Below are 14,198 nucleotides of genomic sequence, written 5' to 3'. Positions count from 1 at the left end.
CGAGCCGTGCGAGCCGTGCGAGCCGTGCGAGCCGTGCGAGCCGTGCGGGCTGTGCGGGTCGTAGGGGGCGTGCGGGCCGTAAGGGGCGACGGGTCGGCCGGAACCGTACGGGCGTGTTCGATTCGCCCGTTATGCTGGAGCGTCCCCACCGTCCGCCCCGAACCAGGAGTCCCGCGTCGTGCGCATCGATCTGCACACCCACTCCACGGCCTCGGACGGTACGGACACCCCGGCCGAGCTGGTGCGCAAGGCCGCCGCCGCCGGGCTCGACGTGGTCGCCCTGACCGACCACGACACCACGCGCGGTCACGCGGAGGCGGTCGCCGCCCTGCCCGAGGGGCTGACCCTGGTCACCGGGGCCGAGCTGTCCTGCCGCCTGGACGGCGTGAGCCTGCACATGCTGGCGTATCTCTTCGACCCGGAGGAGCCCGCCCTCGCCGCCGAGCGCGAGCTGGTCAGGGACGACCGGGTGCCGAGGGCACGTGCGATGGTCGGCAAGCTGCAAGAGCTCGGCGTGCCCGTCACCTGGGAGCAGGTCGCCCGGATCGCCGGCGACGGCTCCGTGGGCCGCCCCCATGTGGCGGAGGCCCTCGTCGAGCTGGGCGTCGTGCCGGACGTCTCCGGCGCCTTCACGGCCGAGTGGCTCGCCGACGGCGGCCGCGCCCACGTGCAGAAGCACGAGCTGGACCCGGTCGACGCGATCCGCCTGGTCAAGGCCGCCGGCGGAGTCACCGTCTTCGCCCACCCGCTGGCCGTCAAGCGTGGCGAGTGCGTGCCGGAGTCCGCGATAGCCAGGCTGGCCGAGGCCGGTCTCGACGGCATCGAGGTCGACCACATGGACCACGACGAGCCGACCCGGGCGCGCCTGCGCGGCCTGGCGAAGGAGCTCGGGCTGCTGACCACCGGCTCCAGCGACTACCACGGCAGCCGCAAGACCTGCGCCCTCGGCGACTTCACCACCGACCCCGAGATCTACGGCGAGATCACCCGCCGCGCCACGGGCGCCTTCCCGGTGCCGGGCGCCGGCGGACGCGCCTAGTCAGGCGCCGGTCCGTCCGGTTCGCCGCCGGTTCCTCCGGCTCACCGCCGCTCCGTCCGACCCGTCACCCGCCCACGGGTGACGGGCACGCGCGTGATCGGCGCGCGTTTCCACTGTGCCGGGCCCCGCCCTGCACGCGCTCCGGAACCCCCAGTTCCGGATGTTCTTGTACACCCCTTTCCCGCAAGGCCCTTCACCGTGTTCGACGTCGCCGTCTTCGGCTCGCTGTTCCTGACCCTCTTCGTGATCATGGATCCCCCCGGGATCACCCCGATCTTCCTGGCCCTCACCTCCGGCCGCGCCGCGAAGGTGCAGCGCCGCATGGCCTGGCAGGCCGTCGCCGTCGCCTTCGGCGTCATCACCGTCTTCGGCATCCTGGGCCAGCAGATCCTCGCGTACCTGCACGTCTCCGTGCCCGCCCTGATGATCGCGGGCGGTCTGCTCCTGCTGCTCATCGCGCTCGACCTGCTCACCGGCAAGACCGACGAGCCCAAGCAGACCAAGGACGTCAACGTCGCCCTCGTACCGCTGGGCATGCCGCTGCTCGCCGGTCCCGGCGCCATCGTGTCCGTCATCCTCGCCGTGCAGCACGCCGACAGCGCCGCCTCGCAGGTGTCCGTGTGGACCGCCATCGTCGCCATGCACGTGGTGCTCTGGCTGACCATGCGCTACTCGCTGGTGATCATCCGGGTCATCAAGGACGGCGGCGTGGTCCTGGTGACGCGCCTCGCCGGCATGATGCTCTCCGCGATCGCCGTGCAGCAGATCATCAACGGCGTGACGCAGGTGATCCAGGGGTCCTGAGGCCGGCTCGCGAGACCGGTCCCTCGAGGCCGGTTCCCCGAGGCCCGCGCTCGCGGACACACCACTGCGCCCCCGTACGGATTCCGCTCTGCGGAGTCCGTGCGGGGGCGCGGTGTGTCTGTGTGCGGTACCGACGCGGCGTTACGAGGCCGTGCTGTCGGCCGGACGGATCCAGATGCGCTGGCCGATCGAAGCGGCCTGCCGCACGATCCCGTTGACGGAGGCGGCGTCCACGACGGTTCGGTCGACGGGCGTACCGTCGATGTCGTCGAGTCGCAGGATTTCGAAGCGCATGGGCTTCTCCCTTCGTCTGAGTTGATCCTCCTGGTGGAGAACTGCGTTACGTATGGGTACAACGGGATGCATCCTGCAAACATTCCCTACGCTAAGGAAATTTTTTGGATGACTAACTACTCACCGGTAGAGCCGCCGGTAGGGAATGACGGGCCGGGAGAGATCGTGGCCCGCCTGGAGCACACCAATGAGCTCCTGCGGCGGATGCTGGCCGAGGTGGCCAGGACCCCTTCTACCCACGCCATCTTCGTCGACGCGGGTTACGTCTATGCTTCCGCCGGATTGCTGGTCGCGGGCACCGAGGACCGGCGCAACTTCGACCTCGACGCCGAGGGCCTCATCGACGCCTTCATCGACACCGCCCGCACGATCTTCGCCGACAGCAGGCTGCTGCGCGTCTACTGGTACGACGGCGCCCGGCGCCGCATCCACACCGCCGAACAGCAGGCCGTCGCCGAACTCCCCGACGTCAAGGTCCGCCTCGGCAACCTCAACGCCAACAACCAGCAGAAGGGCGTCGACTCCCTCATCCGCACCGACCTGGAGTCCCTCGCCCGCCACCGCGCCATCAGCGACGCCGCCCTCGTCGGCGGCGACGAGGACCTCGTCTCCGCCGTCGAGGCCGCCCAGGGCTACGGCGCCCGCGTCCACCTGTGGGGCATCGAGGCCGCCGAGGGAAGCAACCAGGCCGAGCCGCTGCTCTGGGAGGTCGACAGCCGGCGCGTCTTCGACCTCGACTTCTGCCGCCCGTACGTGACCCGGAAGCCGGTCACGCTGTACGAGAACGAGGGCGAGCCCCCGCCCTCGCGCGACGAGGTCCGCTTCGTCGGCGCGCAGATCGCCGCCACCTGGCTCGCCGAACGCGGCCGCGAACGGCTCGCCGACCTCCTGCCCGGCGCCCCCTATCTGCCGGGGTCCGTCGACCAGGACCTCCTCGTGGAGGCCGAACGGCTCCTCAGCCGGTCCCTGCGAGGCCACGCCCCGCTGCGCCGGGCGCTGCGGGACGGCTTCTGGCAGCACCTGAAGACGCAGTACTGACCTGGGCCGCCAGGTCCCAGAACGCGGTGAGCCGGGCGGCCAGCTCCTCCGGATGCGACACGTTGGGGGAGTGCCCGGCGCCCACCAGCACGGTGTGGTGCGCGCCGGTGAGGGCGGCCGCCGCCGCGAGCGCCGCCGTCGGCCAGACCATCTCCTCGTCGCCGTACGCGATGTGCAGCGGCATCGGCAGCGCGGCGAGGGCCGCCGTGCCGTCCGGATCGCCCAGCAGCAGCCGTCCGGCGCCCGACAACTGGGCGATCCGGGTGGTCATCCACCGCCGGCGCAGGAAGGCCACGATCTCCGGCGGGTCCGTCACGTCCGGTTCCTCGCCCCGGCTGTCCAGCCACCGGGTCGCCCGCCACACCTGCTCCTTGGGCAGCAGCGCGAGGGCGCCGCGCAGCGCCCGTACCCGCACCCGCTGCGGCCGGTTGACCCGTCCCGGACCCGAGGACAGCAAGGTCAGCGAGACGAAGGCGTCCGGCGCGAGCTCCGCCGCCGCCCGGGCGACCAGACCGCCGAACGAGTGGCCGAGCAGATGCACCGGCCCGTCACCGAGCGCGGCCGCCTGCGCCACCACGTCGAGCGCGAGCGCCCTGCGCCGGTACGCGGCCCGGCCGCGCGGCCCGGGCGTCTCGTGCTGCCCGCGCCCGTCGACGGCGACCGCGCGGTACCCCGCCTCCCCGAGCGGGCCGAGCAGCGCGAGGAAGTCCTCCTTGCTGCCGGTGTACCCCGGCAACAGCAGCACGGTCCCGCGCGCCGCCCCGACCGCCTCCCTGTCGAGCACGGCGAACCCGCCCCGCGCGGTGACGAGCCGATAGGCACGCGTACGCGGCGGCAACGCCAGGGACCGGGGCTTGCTCATACAGGGACTGTAACCGGATCCCCGCGTACCGGGCGGGGGTGCTGGGGGGCGCGAGGGGAGCGGGGACGGGCGCGGGGTGGCCGCGGTCGTGGGGGTGGGTGCGCGGTGGATGCGGGGTGGGCGCCGGGCGGTCGGGGCGCGGTGCCGGGGCGGCTGCGGGCCGGGCTTCCCGGCCGGGCCGATGCGGGCGCGGGGAGGGTGGGGCCTTACGGGGTGCGGTGGGGCTCCGGGCGGCCGGGCGCCGTTTCGCTGGCGCGTGGGGACCGCCGTGGTGGGTCGGCGGTACGGGCGCCGTTTCGGTGGCGCGTCGGGACCGCCGTGATGGGCTGGCGGTATGGGCGCGGGCGCGGTACGCGTGGGGACCGCCGTGATGGGCGGGCGGTACGGGCGCGGGCGCGGTGGCGCGTGGGGTCCGCCGTGGTGGGTCGGCGGTACGGGCGCGGGCGGGTGGCGCGTCGGGACCGCCGTGTTGGGCTGGCGGTTCGGGCGCTGTCGGTGGCGCGTCGGGTCCGCCGTGGTGGGTCGGCGGGACGGGCGCGGGCGCGGTGGCGTGCTGAGGGACGGGGCCGGGTACCGGGTGTCGGACGCAGCGCGGCCCGGGCCCTCGGGGGAGGGACCGGGCCGCGGGGGCGCGCTCGGGGCTTATGCCTCGGCCGGGGTCTCCGGCTGGGCGGCGACCTTCTTGGCGGTCCGCTTGCGCGGTGCCTTCGGGACCTCGGGCGTCTCGGCCGTCTCGGCGACGGCCTTCTTGGTCGTACGACGACGGGTCGTCGTCTTCGGCTCCGACGCTTCCGGCGCCTCGGCCACGACGGCCTTCTTGGCGACCCGCTTGCGCGGGGCCTTCGGTGCGGCCTCGGTGACGGGCGCCTCGGCGGCCGTCTCGGTGACGGACTCGGCGGCCTTCTTGGCGGCGCGCTTGCGCGGGGCCGCCTTCTTGGGCGCCTCGGCCTCGGCCGGCACCTGGGCGGTGTCGATGGCCTGCTCGGCGACGGCCTTCTTGGCGGTCCGCTTGCGCGGCGCCTTGGGCGCGGCCTCGGCGGCCGGAGCCTCGGAGGCGGTCTCGGTGACGGGCTCGGCGGCCTTCTTGGCGGTCCGCTTGCGCGGGGCCGCCTTCTTCGGCGCCTCGGCCTCGACGGCAGCGGCTGCGGCCGGCTCGGCGGCGGGTGCCGCGGCCTCGACGATCACCACGGCCTCGGCGGCCGGGGTCGAAGTGACCGGGCTCGACACCCGACGGGTCGCCCGGCGGCGGACCGGCTTCGGCTCCTCGACCGGGGCGGCCGGCGCGGCCGGGGCCTCCGGCTCCTGCGGAGCCTCGACGGGCGCGGCCACGACCGCGGTCGTGGCCGGACGCGTGGCGCGGCGACGCTGACGGGGCGCCGCGGCGGCCTGCGCCGGCACGGCGGCGACGGTGGCCTCGGGGGCGACGATGGCCTTCCTCGACTCCTTCAGCCCCTTCGGCTCCTCGGTGACCTGGGCCGGAACAGCCGGAACCGTGGCGGCGGCCAGCGCGGCGGCGGCCGTCTCGACGGTCTGGAAGGTCACCGTGTCCTCGGCGGGACGCGGACGCACCCGACGGCGGCGCGGGGCCGGCGTCTCGACCGGCGCGGCCACGGCGACGGAGCCGGAGCCCGCCGCCACGGACCCGCTCGCCTCGGGGCGCGAGCCACGGCCGCCACGGCGGCGGCGCGGGGCGGCCTCCGGGGCCTGGGCCGGCTCGGCGGGCGTCTCGACGGCGGGGGAGGTCCGCTTCCGGGTGCGCGGGGCACGCGGCTCGTCCGGCGTCTCGACCACGGGGGCCTCGACGACCGGCGCCTCGGCGGCCGGGGCCTCGACGGCGGGGGTCTCGGCGACCGGGGCCTCGGCGGCCGGGGCCTCGACCACCGGGGTCTCGGCGGTCGGCGTCTCGGCGGACCGGGAACGGCCGCGGGTACGGGTGCGCCGCGGGGCGGTCTCCGTTTCCTGCTCCGGGGCCTCGGCGGCCGGGGCGGCCTCGGCTGCGGGCTCGACGGCGGTCGGCTGCGCGCCGGCCACCGGGATGCCCTGGCCCGTACCGCCGCCGCTGCCGCGGGTACGGCGGCGGCGCGGGCGGCGCGGGGTCGCCGACGTGTCGTCGGCGTCCGGGCCGGCGGCCGGGGCCGGGGCCGGAGCGGTGGTGGGGGCGGCGGGCTGCTCGACGGCGTCCGTGGCGGTCGAGCCGCCACGGGTGCGGCGACGCTGGCGCGGGGTCCGGGTGCGCTCCGGGCGCTCCTCGGTCCGCTCCGGCTTGTCCTGGCGCGGGCCACGGCCGCGGCGGCCGCCCGGCTCGCCCAGGTCCTCGAGCTCCTCCGCGTCCAGACCCGCCCGGGTCCGCTCGGCGCGCGGCAGGATGCCCTTGGTGCCCTCGGGGATGTCGAGCTCGGCGTAGAGGTGCGGCGAGCTGGAGTACGTCTCGACCGGGTCGTGGAAGTCCAGCTCGAGCGCCTTGTTGATCAACTGCCAGCGCGGGATGTCGTCCCAGTCGACCAGCGTGATCGCCGTACCGCTCGCGCCCGCGCGGCCGGTGCGGCCGATGCGGTGCAGGTAGGTCTTCTCGTCCTCGGGCGTCTGGTAGTTGATGACGTGCGTGACGCCCTCGACGTCGATGCCGCGCGCGGCGACGTCGGTGCAGACGAGCACGTCGACCTTGCCGTTGCGGAAGGCGCGCAGCGCCTGCTCGCGGGCGCCCTGGCCCAGGTCGCCGTGGACCGCGCCCGAGGCGAAGCCGCGACGCTCCAGTTGCTCGGCGATGTCGGCGGCCGTGCGCTTCGTCCGGCAGAAGATCATCGCGAGCCCGCGGCCGTTGGCCTGCAGGATGCGGGAGACCATCTCCGGCTTGTCCATGTTGTGCGCGCGGTAGACGTGCTGCTTGATGTTGGCGACGGTCACGCCCTCGCCCTCGGGCGAGGTGGCGCGGATGTGCGTCGGCTGCGACATGTAGCGACGGGCCAGGCCGATCACGGCGCCCGGCATGGTCGCCGAGAACAGCATGCTCTGGCGCTTCGCCGGCAGCATGTTCATGATCTTCTCGACGTCCGGCAGGAAGCCGAGGTCGAGCATCTCGTCCGCCTCGTCCAGGACCAGCGCCTTGATGTGGGAGAGGTCGAGCTTGCGCTGGCCGGCCAGGTCGAGCAGACGGCCGGGGGTGCCGACGATGATGTCGACGCCCTTCTTCAGGGCCTCGACCTGCGGCTCGTAGGCGCGGCCGCCGTAGATGGCGAGGACCCGCACGTTGCGCACCTTGCCGGCGGTCAGCAGGTCGTTGGTGACCTGCTGGCACAGCTCGCGGGTGGGGACGACGACGAGCGCCTGCGGGGCGTCGGTCAGCTTCTCGGGCTGCGCCCGGCCGGCCTCGACGTCCGCCGGGACGGTGACGCGCTCCAGGAGGGGGAGGCCGAAACCGAGGGTCTTGCCCGTGCCGGTCTTGGCCTGGCCGATGATGTCGGCGCCCGAGAGGGCGACCGGAAGGGTCATCTCCTGGATGGGAAAGGGGGAAACGATGCCGACGGCTTCCAGGGCCTCGGCGGTCTCGGGAAGAATCCCGAGGTCTCGGAACGTAGTCAGGGTGCTGCCTCTTCTGTGAGACGCGGCCGCGAGGCGAACGAAGGGGGTCTCACCGTGCCGGGAACCTCCGGCGGGATCGGGAAAGATCTCCACCGGGTGGCGCGGGACCACTGCCGTCGCTCGAGCGTCGTGCCGCTGAGGGACCCTTCGGCGGGCCGCCGGAAGGGCTGTCGGGCCGGAGCCGATCGGGCCACCGACCGGGCATCCTCATTCATGAGTCGGCCCACGGAGTACGTCCGAACGTGCGAAAGCATGTCCGCATACTCAGCAGGCGCATTACCACTGTACCCCGGAATCGTGCATGTGTGTTGGGAGAAATCCCGACGAGGCCACCGTCACACCGTGCGGGCACGCGCCGACCGGCACCCGGGGCGGTCGGCCGAGCGGGCTATTGTGCGCTTCATGGAGACGCCTGACAACGCCACACCCACCGGTATCGCCGCCCAGGACTGGGCCACGGCCTCCGCCGTGCCGCAGTATCGCGCCGCCGTGATCGACCTGCTCGGCGCGCTGGCCTACGGGGAGCTCGCGGCCTTCGAGCGGCTGGCCGAGGACGCCAAGCTGGCGCCGACCCTCGCGGACAAGGCGGAGCTGGCGAAGATGGCCTCCGCCGAGTTCCACCACTTCGAGCGGCTGCGCGACCGGCTCGCGGCCGTGGACGCGGAGCCGACGACGGCGATGGAGCCGTTCGCCAGGGCGCTGGACGACTTCCACCGCCAGACCGCCCCGTCCGACTGGCTCGAGGGCCTGGTCAAGGCGTACGTGGGCGACTCGATCGCCAGTGACTTCTACCGCGAGGTCGCGGTCCGGCTCGACGCCGACACCCGCGCGCTCGTGCTCTCCGTCCTCGACGACACCGGTCACGGCAACTTCGCCGTGGAGAAGGTCCGCGCGGCGATCGACGCCGACCCCCGGGTGGGCGGTCGCCTCGCGCTGTGGGCCCGCCGGCTGATGGGCGAGGCGCTGTCGCAGGCGCAGCGCGTGGTCGCCGAGCGCGACGCGCTGTCGACGATGCTGGTCGGCGGTGTGGACGGGATGGCCGCGGGCTTCGACCTCGCGGAGGTCGGCCGGATGTTCTCCCGTATCACCGAGGCGCACACCAAGCGGATGGCCGCGCTCGGCCTCGCGGCCTGACACGGACACGGACGGACACGGACGGAGACGGGGGCGCGGGTCTTCGGACCGCCGTCTCAGACCGCCGCTGATCGGCGCAGTCGGCGCGAGGCCGGACGGAGCAGCAGCGAGAGCAGCACCGCCGCCACCGCCACGGCGCCGGTCAGGGTGGCGAGGAAGTGCCCCGGTCCGAGGGCGCCATGGGTCACCAGGGCGCCGAAGACCGCGCCGAGCGAGCCCGTGACGAGGACCAGGCTGCGTGCGGGGAGGCGGCCGGAGAGCCGATGCACGGCGGCCCAGGCCAGGGCGAAACCGAGCAGAGCGGAACCGAGGGCTTCCAGGAACACGGCGGATCACCTCGCGTGCGGTGCGGGGCGGGCAGTTCGGTCACACCCGTCCTACCCGATCGCTCGTGAGGACAATCCTCCCGTACCCCCTGACGTGGGAGGACGACGCGGAGCACGGCGAAGGCCCGGTGGAACGAGTCCACCGGGCCTTCGCCGTCTGTCGGATGTCGCTCTGTCACTCAGAGCGCGCCGAAGCCCACCCGGCGCACGGCCGGCTCACCGATCTCGATGTACGCGATCTTCTCGGCCGGCACCAGGACCTTGCGGCCCTTCTCGTCCGACAGGCTGAGGAGCTGCGCCTTGCCGGCCAGCGCGTCGGACACCGCGCGCTCCACCTCCTCGGCGGACTGCCCGCTCTCCAGAACGATCTCCCGGGGCGCGTGCTGCACGCCGATCTTGACCTCCACGGCTATGTCCCTCCGAACGGTCAGTTGTGCGCGTGGGTCCCGCGCCTTACTGGCACACATTAGCCCGGTGAGGGGACCGAGACGGCGCGCTCACGGAACGCCAGGAGCGAACAGCGCGCCCGGAACGAGCGGCACCCCGAAGACCCGCGACACGGGCGGCCGAGCGCCCGCGCGCGGTCGGCCTCAGTGGCCCTCGGCGTTCAGTTGCCCCTCCGCAGGGTGCAGCGGGAAGCCGGCGATACCGCGCCAGGCGAGCGAGGTCAGCAGGGCCACCGCCTTGTCACGCGGCACCGGCGACTCGCTGGAGAGCCAGTAGCGGGCGACGACCTGGGACACGCCGCCGAGCGCCACGGCGAGGAGCATCGACTCGTCCTTCGACAGGCCGGTGTCCTCGGCGATCACGTCGGAGATCGCCTCCGCGCACTGCAGCGAGACCCGGTCGACGCGCTCGCGCACGGCCGGCTCGTTGGTCAGGTCCGACTCGAAGACGAGGCGGAAGGCACCGCCCTCGTCCTCCACGTACGCGAAGTAGGCGTCCATCGTGGCCGCGACCCGCAGCTTGTTGTCGGTGGTGGACGCCAGAGCGGTGCGCACCGACTGGAGCAGGGCCTCGCAGTGCTGGTCGAGCAGGGCGAGGTAGAGCTCCAGCTTCCCGGGGAAGTGCTGGTAGAGCACCGGCTTGCTGACGCCGGCCCGCTCGGCGATGTCGTCCATGGCGGCCGAGTGGTACCCCTGGGCGACGAACACCTCCTGGGCGGCGCCGAGGAGCTGGTTGCGTCGGGCACGGCGCGGCAGGCGCGTGCCCCGAGGGCGTGCTGCCTCTGTCTGCTCGATGGCGCTCACGCCGCCTCCCAAAGATCGATCCATGCGCGCATTGGCGTCGCGCCGCCATCGTACTTTTGGGTAACCCGGCTGTGCGCGGTGCGACCGCAGAATTTCACGGACCGGACGCCCGGGGCGAGAGGCGACGGGCAATGAGATCGTCATGCAATCGAACCGGGCGGGGGAGGCCGCGAGGGCTACTCGGCGGTAGCCCCCGCCCCGGCCTTTTCCCTGGTCCGCGCACGGGTCGGCCGGCGTCCCGCGTCAGCGGTAGTCGTCCTCGTCCAGTGCCACCACCCGGGCCTGTTCCACCGCGTCCGCGTCGTTCGCCGACTCGTGCGGCAGCCGGTGGAGCGGCTCGTCCTCGAGCGGCTGCAGGTCGGTGTGCTGCTCGGCCGCGTCGGCCTCCGGGATCTCCTCGTCGAGCACCTGGGCGTCCTCTTCCTCGGCGAATGTGTCCGGCTCGGTCGGGTCGGCGGTCATGCGGTTCCTTCCGGGGGAGCGGTCCGCGGGTCCTGTCCGATGACCCTCACCTCCGAGCGTAGGAGTTACTCCGCCGCGCCGCACCCGATCCTGTGATGCCACCCACACGCGGCCGGGCGTGATCGTCTCGTAATATCGCTGCCATGCCCTCGACCGAGCTGCCGGAAACCCGGACCGCCGCCGCGCCGCCCGCGACCCGGTCCCGCACCGTGCGCGTCGCCGACGGCGAGCGGCTGCGTTCCGTCACGCTGCCCGGACTGACGCTGACCGTGCGCTGCCGGCCCGGTGACCGGCCGGGACTCCCGCCCGCCCTGTACGTGCACGGGCTCGGCGGCTCCTCGCAGAACTGGTCGGCCCTGATGCCGCTGCTCGCCGACGTGGTCGACGGCGAGGCGGTCGACCTGCCCGGCTTCGGCGCCTCGCCGCCGCCGGACGACGGCAACTACTCCGTCACCGGACACGCCCGCGCGGTCATCCGCTTCCTCGACGCGGCCGGCCGCGGCCCGGTGCACCTCTTCGGCAACTCGCTGGGCGGCGCGATCGTCACCCGCGTCGCCGCGGTGCGGCCCGACCTGGTCCGCACCCTCACCCTGGTCTCCCCGGCCCTCCCGGAGCTGCGCGCCCAGCGCACCGCGTGGCCGACCGCCCTGCTTGCGCTGCCCGGGATAGCGCCGCTCTTCGCGCGGCTGACGAAGGACTGGACGCCCGAGCAGCGGGTCCGCGGCGTCATGGCGCTCTGTTACGGGGACCCCGGCCGGGTCACCGACGAGGGGTTCCAGCACGCCGTCGAGGAGATGGAGCGGCGTCTCGAGCTGCCGTACTTCTGGGACGCGATGGCGCGCTCCTCGCGCGGCATCGTCGACGCGTACACGCTGGGCGGCCAGCACGGGCTGTGGCGGCAGGCCGAGCGGGTCCTCGCGCCGACGCTGCTCGTCTACGGCGCGCGGGACCAGCTCGTGTCGTTCCGGATGGCGCGCCGGGCCGCCGCCGCGTTCCGCGGCTCGCGCCTCCTGACGCTCCCGGACGCCGGGCACGTCGCGATGATGGAGTATCCGGAGACCGTCGCGGCAGCGGTACGAGAGCTGATCGCCGACGCCGCGCACGCGGCGCCGGCGGCCGAAGGCGGGAGCTGAGCCGGACCGTGGGACGACATAGTCGCAAGGGCCCCGCCGCCCCGGTGCCCGACACCGACCCGGCACCGAGCACGGGGACGGGACGCCGCAGGCGAGCGGACGGCCGGCCCCCGAACCCGTACGACCCGCAGGACCCCGCCGCCCCGGGGGGCTACGACACCCCGACGCACGGCACACCGGTCTACGGGACAACGGCGGAGGGCGCGCCGTTCTACGGGAACCCGCCCCAGGGCGCCCGGGACCAGGCCGCATCGGCTTACGGGGCACAGCGCCAGGGCACCCGAGGCCAGGCCGCACCGGCTTACGGATCTCCTGCCCAGGACACGCCGCCGCAGGGCACCTCGCGCCACGGCGCCCGAGGCCAGGCCGCACCGGCTTACGGATCTCCTGCCCAGGACACGCCGCCGCAGGGCACCCCGCGCCACGGCGCCCGAGGCCAGGCCGCACCGGCTTACGGATCTCCCGCCCAGGACACGCCGCCGCAGGGCACCCCGCGCCACGGCGCCCGAGGCCAGGCCGCACCGGCTTACGGATCTCCCGCCCAGGCCGCGCCGTCTCAGGGCACCCCGCGCCACGGCACCCGGGACCAGGCCGCGCCTTCATACGGGACCCCCGCCCAGGGGACCCCGACGCAGCGTCCGCCTCGCCACGGCGCCCCGGACCAGGGCGCCCCCTTCTCCGGGACTCCGGCTCACGGCACCCCGGTCCACGGGACCGCGCCGCAGGGCTCGCCGCGCCAGGTCGCCCGAGGCCAGGCCGCACCTTCTTACGGAACTCCCGCCCACGGCACGCCGTCCCAGGGCACCCCCCGCCACGGCGCCCGGGGCCAAGGCGTACCCGCTTCCGGGGACGGCACCCCCGCCCACGGGACTCCGCTCCACGACACCGCTGCCCAGGGCACCCCGCCCCACGGCACCCCCCGCCACGGCGCCCGGGACCAGGCCGCACCGGCGTACGGCAACGGCACCCCGCCCCACGGCACGCCTCGCCATGCCGCGCCCGGCGCGGCCGCGTCGCCGCATGACACGCCGGTGCACGGCACGCCCCGCTATCAGGGGACGAGCGACTCCACCGCCGGCGGGGCCTCCGTACGCGGTGGGCATCCGGTTCATGACGAGGGCGCGGCCTCGGTGCGGGCCGCCGGGCCCTTCATTCCCGGGCCGCGCCGGGCGCCGGGGCCCTCGGCGCCGCGGCCGGGCGAGTCCGGCGAGGCGGGGGACGCGGGCGGTACGGCGGCGGCCGACGGGGCGTCCGAGGAGCGGAAGCCCGCCCGGTCCGGCGGGACGGGCCGGACCCTCACCGGTATCGCCGCGGCGGCGATCACCACCGTCCTCGCGGTCGTCGTCGCCGGCCAGGTCGTCGAGCGCGAGAGCGGCGGCGGGGCCAGGCCGCAGGCGGCCGACGGGCCCGCCGACCGGGTCGGCGCGGAGAGCCCCGCGTCGCGGTCCGACGAGCGGGCCGCCCCGGCGAAACCCGTGCCCGCCGCACCGCCCTCGTACGAGCAGCTCATGGCCCGCCAGTTCCCGATGGACCCGGAGATGAAGGGGTCCGGCCGGTTCGACGCGGTGCCCGGATTCGACCGGGCGCCGGGCAAGGGCCGCAAGATCCGCTACCGGGTCGACGTCGAGCAGGGGCTCGGCCTCGACGCGGCGCTGTTCGCGCAGGCCGTGCAGAAGACCCTCAACGACCGGCGGAGCTGGGCCGGGAACGGCGCGATGACCTTCGAGCGGATCTCCTCCGGGGAGCCGGAGTTCGTCGTCACCCTGGCCAGCCCGGGGACCACCGGCGACTGGTGTGCCAAGTCCGGTCTGGACACCACGATCGACAACGTGTCCTGCGACTCCGCCTCCACCCAGCGCGTGATGATCAACGCGTTCCGCTGGGCGCGCGGCTCCGAGACCTTCGGGCCGCAGGCCATGCTCGCGTACCGCCAGATGCTCATCAACCACGAGGTCGGCCACCGGCTCGGGCACAGCCACGTGACCTGCCGTACGCCGGGCGCGCTCGCCCCCGTGATGCAGCAGCAGACCAAGTCGCTCGACATCGACGGCGTCAAGTGCCGGCCGAACCCCTGGGTGCACCCGGGGAATTGATCCCCCGTCGGGCCGGCGCCCTGCTCTCCCTCCGCCACGGCCTGACCCTGCGTGACCGAACCGCCTCGTAGCGCGACAGAACGCGACCGTGGGGCGAAAGTTACGTGCATTCACCCCTTCCGGTGGTGCGACGCCGCCGGGCACTGATCCTCTTCGCCCTGCCCGCCCTGCTGCTCGTCATCGC

At 74.4% G+C, this 14,198-nt stretch carries 12 protein-coding genes and 1 pseudogene; 6 read left to right on the top strand and 7 right to left on the bottom strand.

Annotated elements, in window-relative coordinates; genetic code table 11:
• Window positions 1–178: 178 nt before the first annotated feature.
• Together ABZ135_RS05185 and ABZ135_RS05180 are read left to right on the top strand one after the other, a co-directional pair.
• The gene (locus ABZ135_RS05185) at window positions 179–1,039 is read left to right on the top strand and encodes a PHP domain-containing protein (protein WP_356691940.1); all 861 of its coding nucleotides are present in this window, start codon (window positions 179–181) and stop codon (window positions 1,037–1,039) included.
• A 198-nt stretch (window positions 1,040–1,237) separates the two neighbouring features.
• On the top strand, window positions 1,238–1,843 hold the full coding sequence (locus ABZ135_RS05180) for a MarC family protein (RefSeq protein WP_356691938.1): 606 nt from the start codon (window positions 1,238–1,240) through the stop codon (window positions 1,841–1,843).
• Window positions 1,844–1,984: 141 nt separating this feature from the next.
• On the opposite strand, the gene ABZ135_RS05175 is transcribed toward ABZ135_RS05180, so the two are convergent.
• Window positions 1,985–2,137 carry a hypothetical protein gene (locus tag ABZ135_RS05175; protein WP_356691936.1) on the bottom strand — a complete coding sequence of 51 codons (153 nt, stop codon included), beginning with the start codon at window positions 2,135–2,137 and terminating at the stop codon, window positions 1,985–1,987.
• Window positions 2,138–2,341: 204 nt separating this feature from the next.
• On the opposite strand from ABZ135_RS05175, the gene ABZ135_RS05170 reads away from it, so the two are divergent.
• Window positions 2,342–3,175, top strand: a complete 834-nt coding sequence (locus tag ABZ135_RS05170) for an NYN domain-containing protein (RefSeq protein ID WP_356692316.1) — start codon at window positions 2,342–2,344, stop codon at window positions 3,173–3,175.
• On the opposite strand, the gene ABZ135_RS05165 is transcribed toward ABZ135_RS05170, so the two are convergent.
• Entirely contained in the window at window positions 3,093–4,037 is a 945-nt protein-coding gene (locus ABZ135_RS05165) for an alpha/beta hydrolase (protein WP_356691934.1), read from the bottom strand. The two genes, ABZ135_RS05170 and ABZ135_RS05165, sit on opposite strands and share 83 nt — an antisense overlap.
• A gap of 642 nt (window positions 4,038–4,679) precedes the next feature.
• The gene (locus ABZ135_RS05160) at window positions 4,680–7,526 is read right to left on the bottom strand and encodes a DEAD/DEAH box helicase (RefSeq protein WP_356691932.1); all 2,847 of its coding nucleotides are present in this window, start codon (window positions 7,524–7,526) and stop codon (window positions 4,680–4,682) included.
• 492 nt (window positions 7,527–8,018) lie between these two features.
• Between ABZ135_RS05160 and ABZ135_RS05155 the strand changes: the two genes are divergently transcribed.
• A complete protein-coding gene (locus ABZ135_RS05155; RefSeq protein WP_356691930.1) occupies window positions 8,019–8,750 on the top strand; it encodes a ferritin-like fold-containing protein in 732 nt (243 codons plus the stop codon).
• 56 nt (window positions 8,751–8,806) lie between these two features.
• Here ABZ135_RS05155 and ABZ135_RS05150 read toward each other — a convergent pair whose 3' ends face one another.
• The 4 genes from ABZ135_RS05150 to ABZ135_RS05135 all read right to left on the bottom strand — a co-directional run bounded on the left by ABZ135_RS05150 (window position 8,807) and on the right by ABZ135_RS05135 (window position 10,788).
• Window positions 8,807–9,076, bottom strand: coding sequence for a hypothetical protein (locus tag ABZ135_RS05150; protein ID WP_356691928.1), 270 nt, complete (start codon window positions 9,074–9,076; stop codon window positions 8,807–8,809).
• Window positions 9,077–9,255: 179 nt separating this feature from the next.
• A complete protein-coding gene (locus ABZ135_RS05145) occupies window positions 9,256–9,483 on the bottom strand; it encodes a DUF3107 domain-containing protein (RefSeq protein ID WP_345485791.1) in 228 nt (75 codons plus the stop codon).
• A 183-nt stretch (window positions 9,484–9,666) separates the two neighbouring features.
• Window positions 9,667–10,326: a TetR/AcrR family transcriptional regulator gene (locus tag ABZ135_RS05140; protein WP_356691926.1), complete on the bottom strand. Its 660-nt coding sequence runs from the start codon at window positions 10,324–10,326 to the stop codon at window positions 9,667–9,669.
• Window positions 10,327–10,569: 243 nt separating this feature from the next.
• A complete protein-coding gene (locus tag ABZ135_RS05135; protein ID WP_356691924.1) occupies window positions 10,570–10,788 on the bottom strand; it encodes a hypothetical protein in 219 nt (72 codons plus the stop codon).
• 143 nt (window positions 10,789–10,931) lie between these two features.
• On the opposite strand from ABZ135_RS05135, the gene ABZ135_RS05130 reads away from it, so the two are divergent.
• Complete coding sequence (locus ABZ135_RS05130) at window positions 10,932–11,921, top strand: alpha/beta hydrolase (RefSeq protein ID WP_356691922.1); 990 nt, start codon at window positions 10,932–10,934, stop codon at window positions 11,919–11,921.
• A gap of 1,286 nt (window positions 11,922–13,207) precedes the next feature.
• Window positions 13,208–14,014: pseudogene (locus ABZ135_RS05125) on the top strand (DUF3152 domain-containing protein); the annotation flags it as partial.
• Window positions 14,015–14,198 lie beyond the last annotated feature (184 nt).

The sequence above is a fragment of the Streptomyces sp. NPDC006339 genome (genome assembly GCF_040612775.1).
In the GTDB taxonomy this organism is placed as follows: Bacteria; Actinomycetota; Actinomycetes; order Streptomycetales; family Streptomycetaceae; genus Streptomyces.
This window is presented reverse-complemented; position numbering and strand designations above follow the sequence as displayed.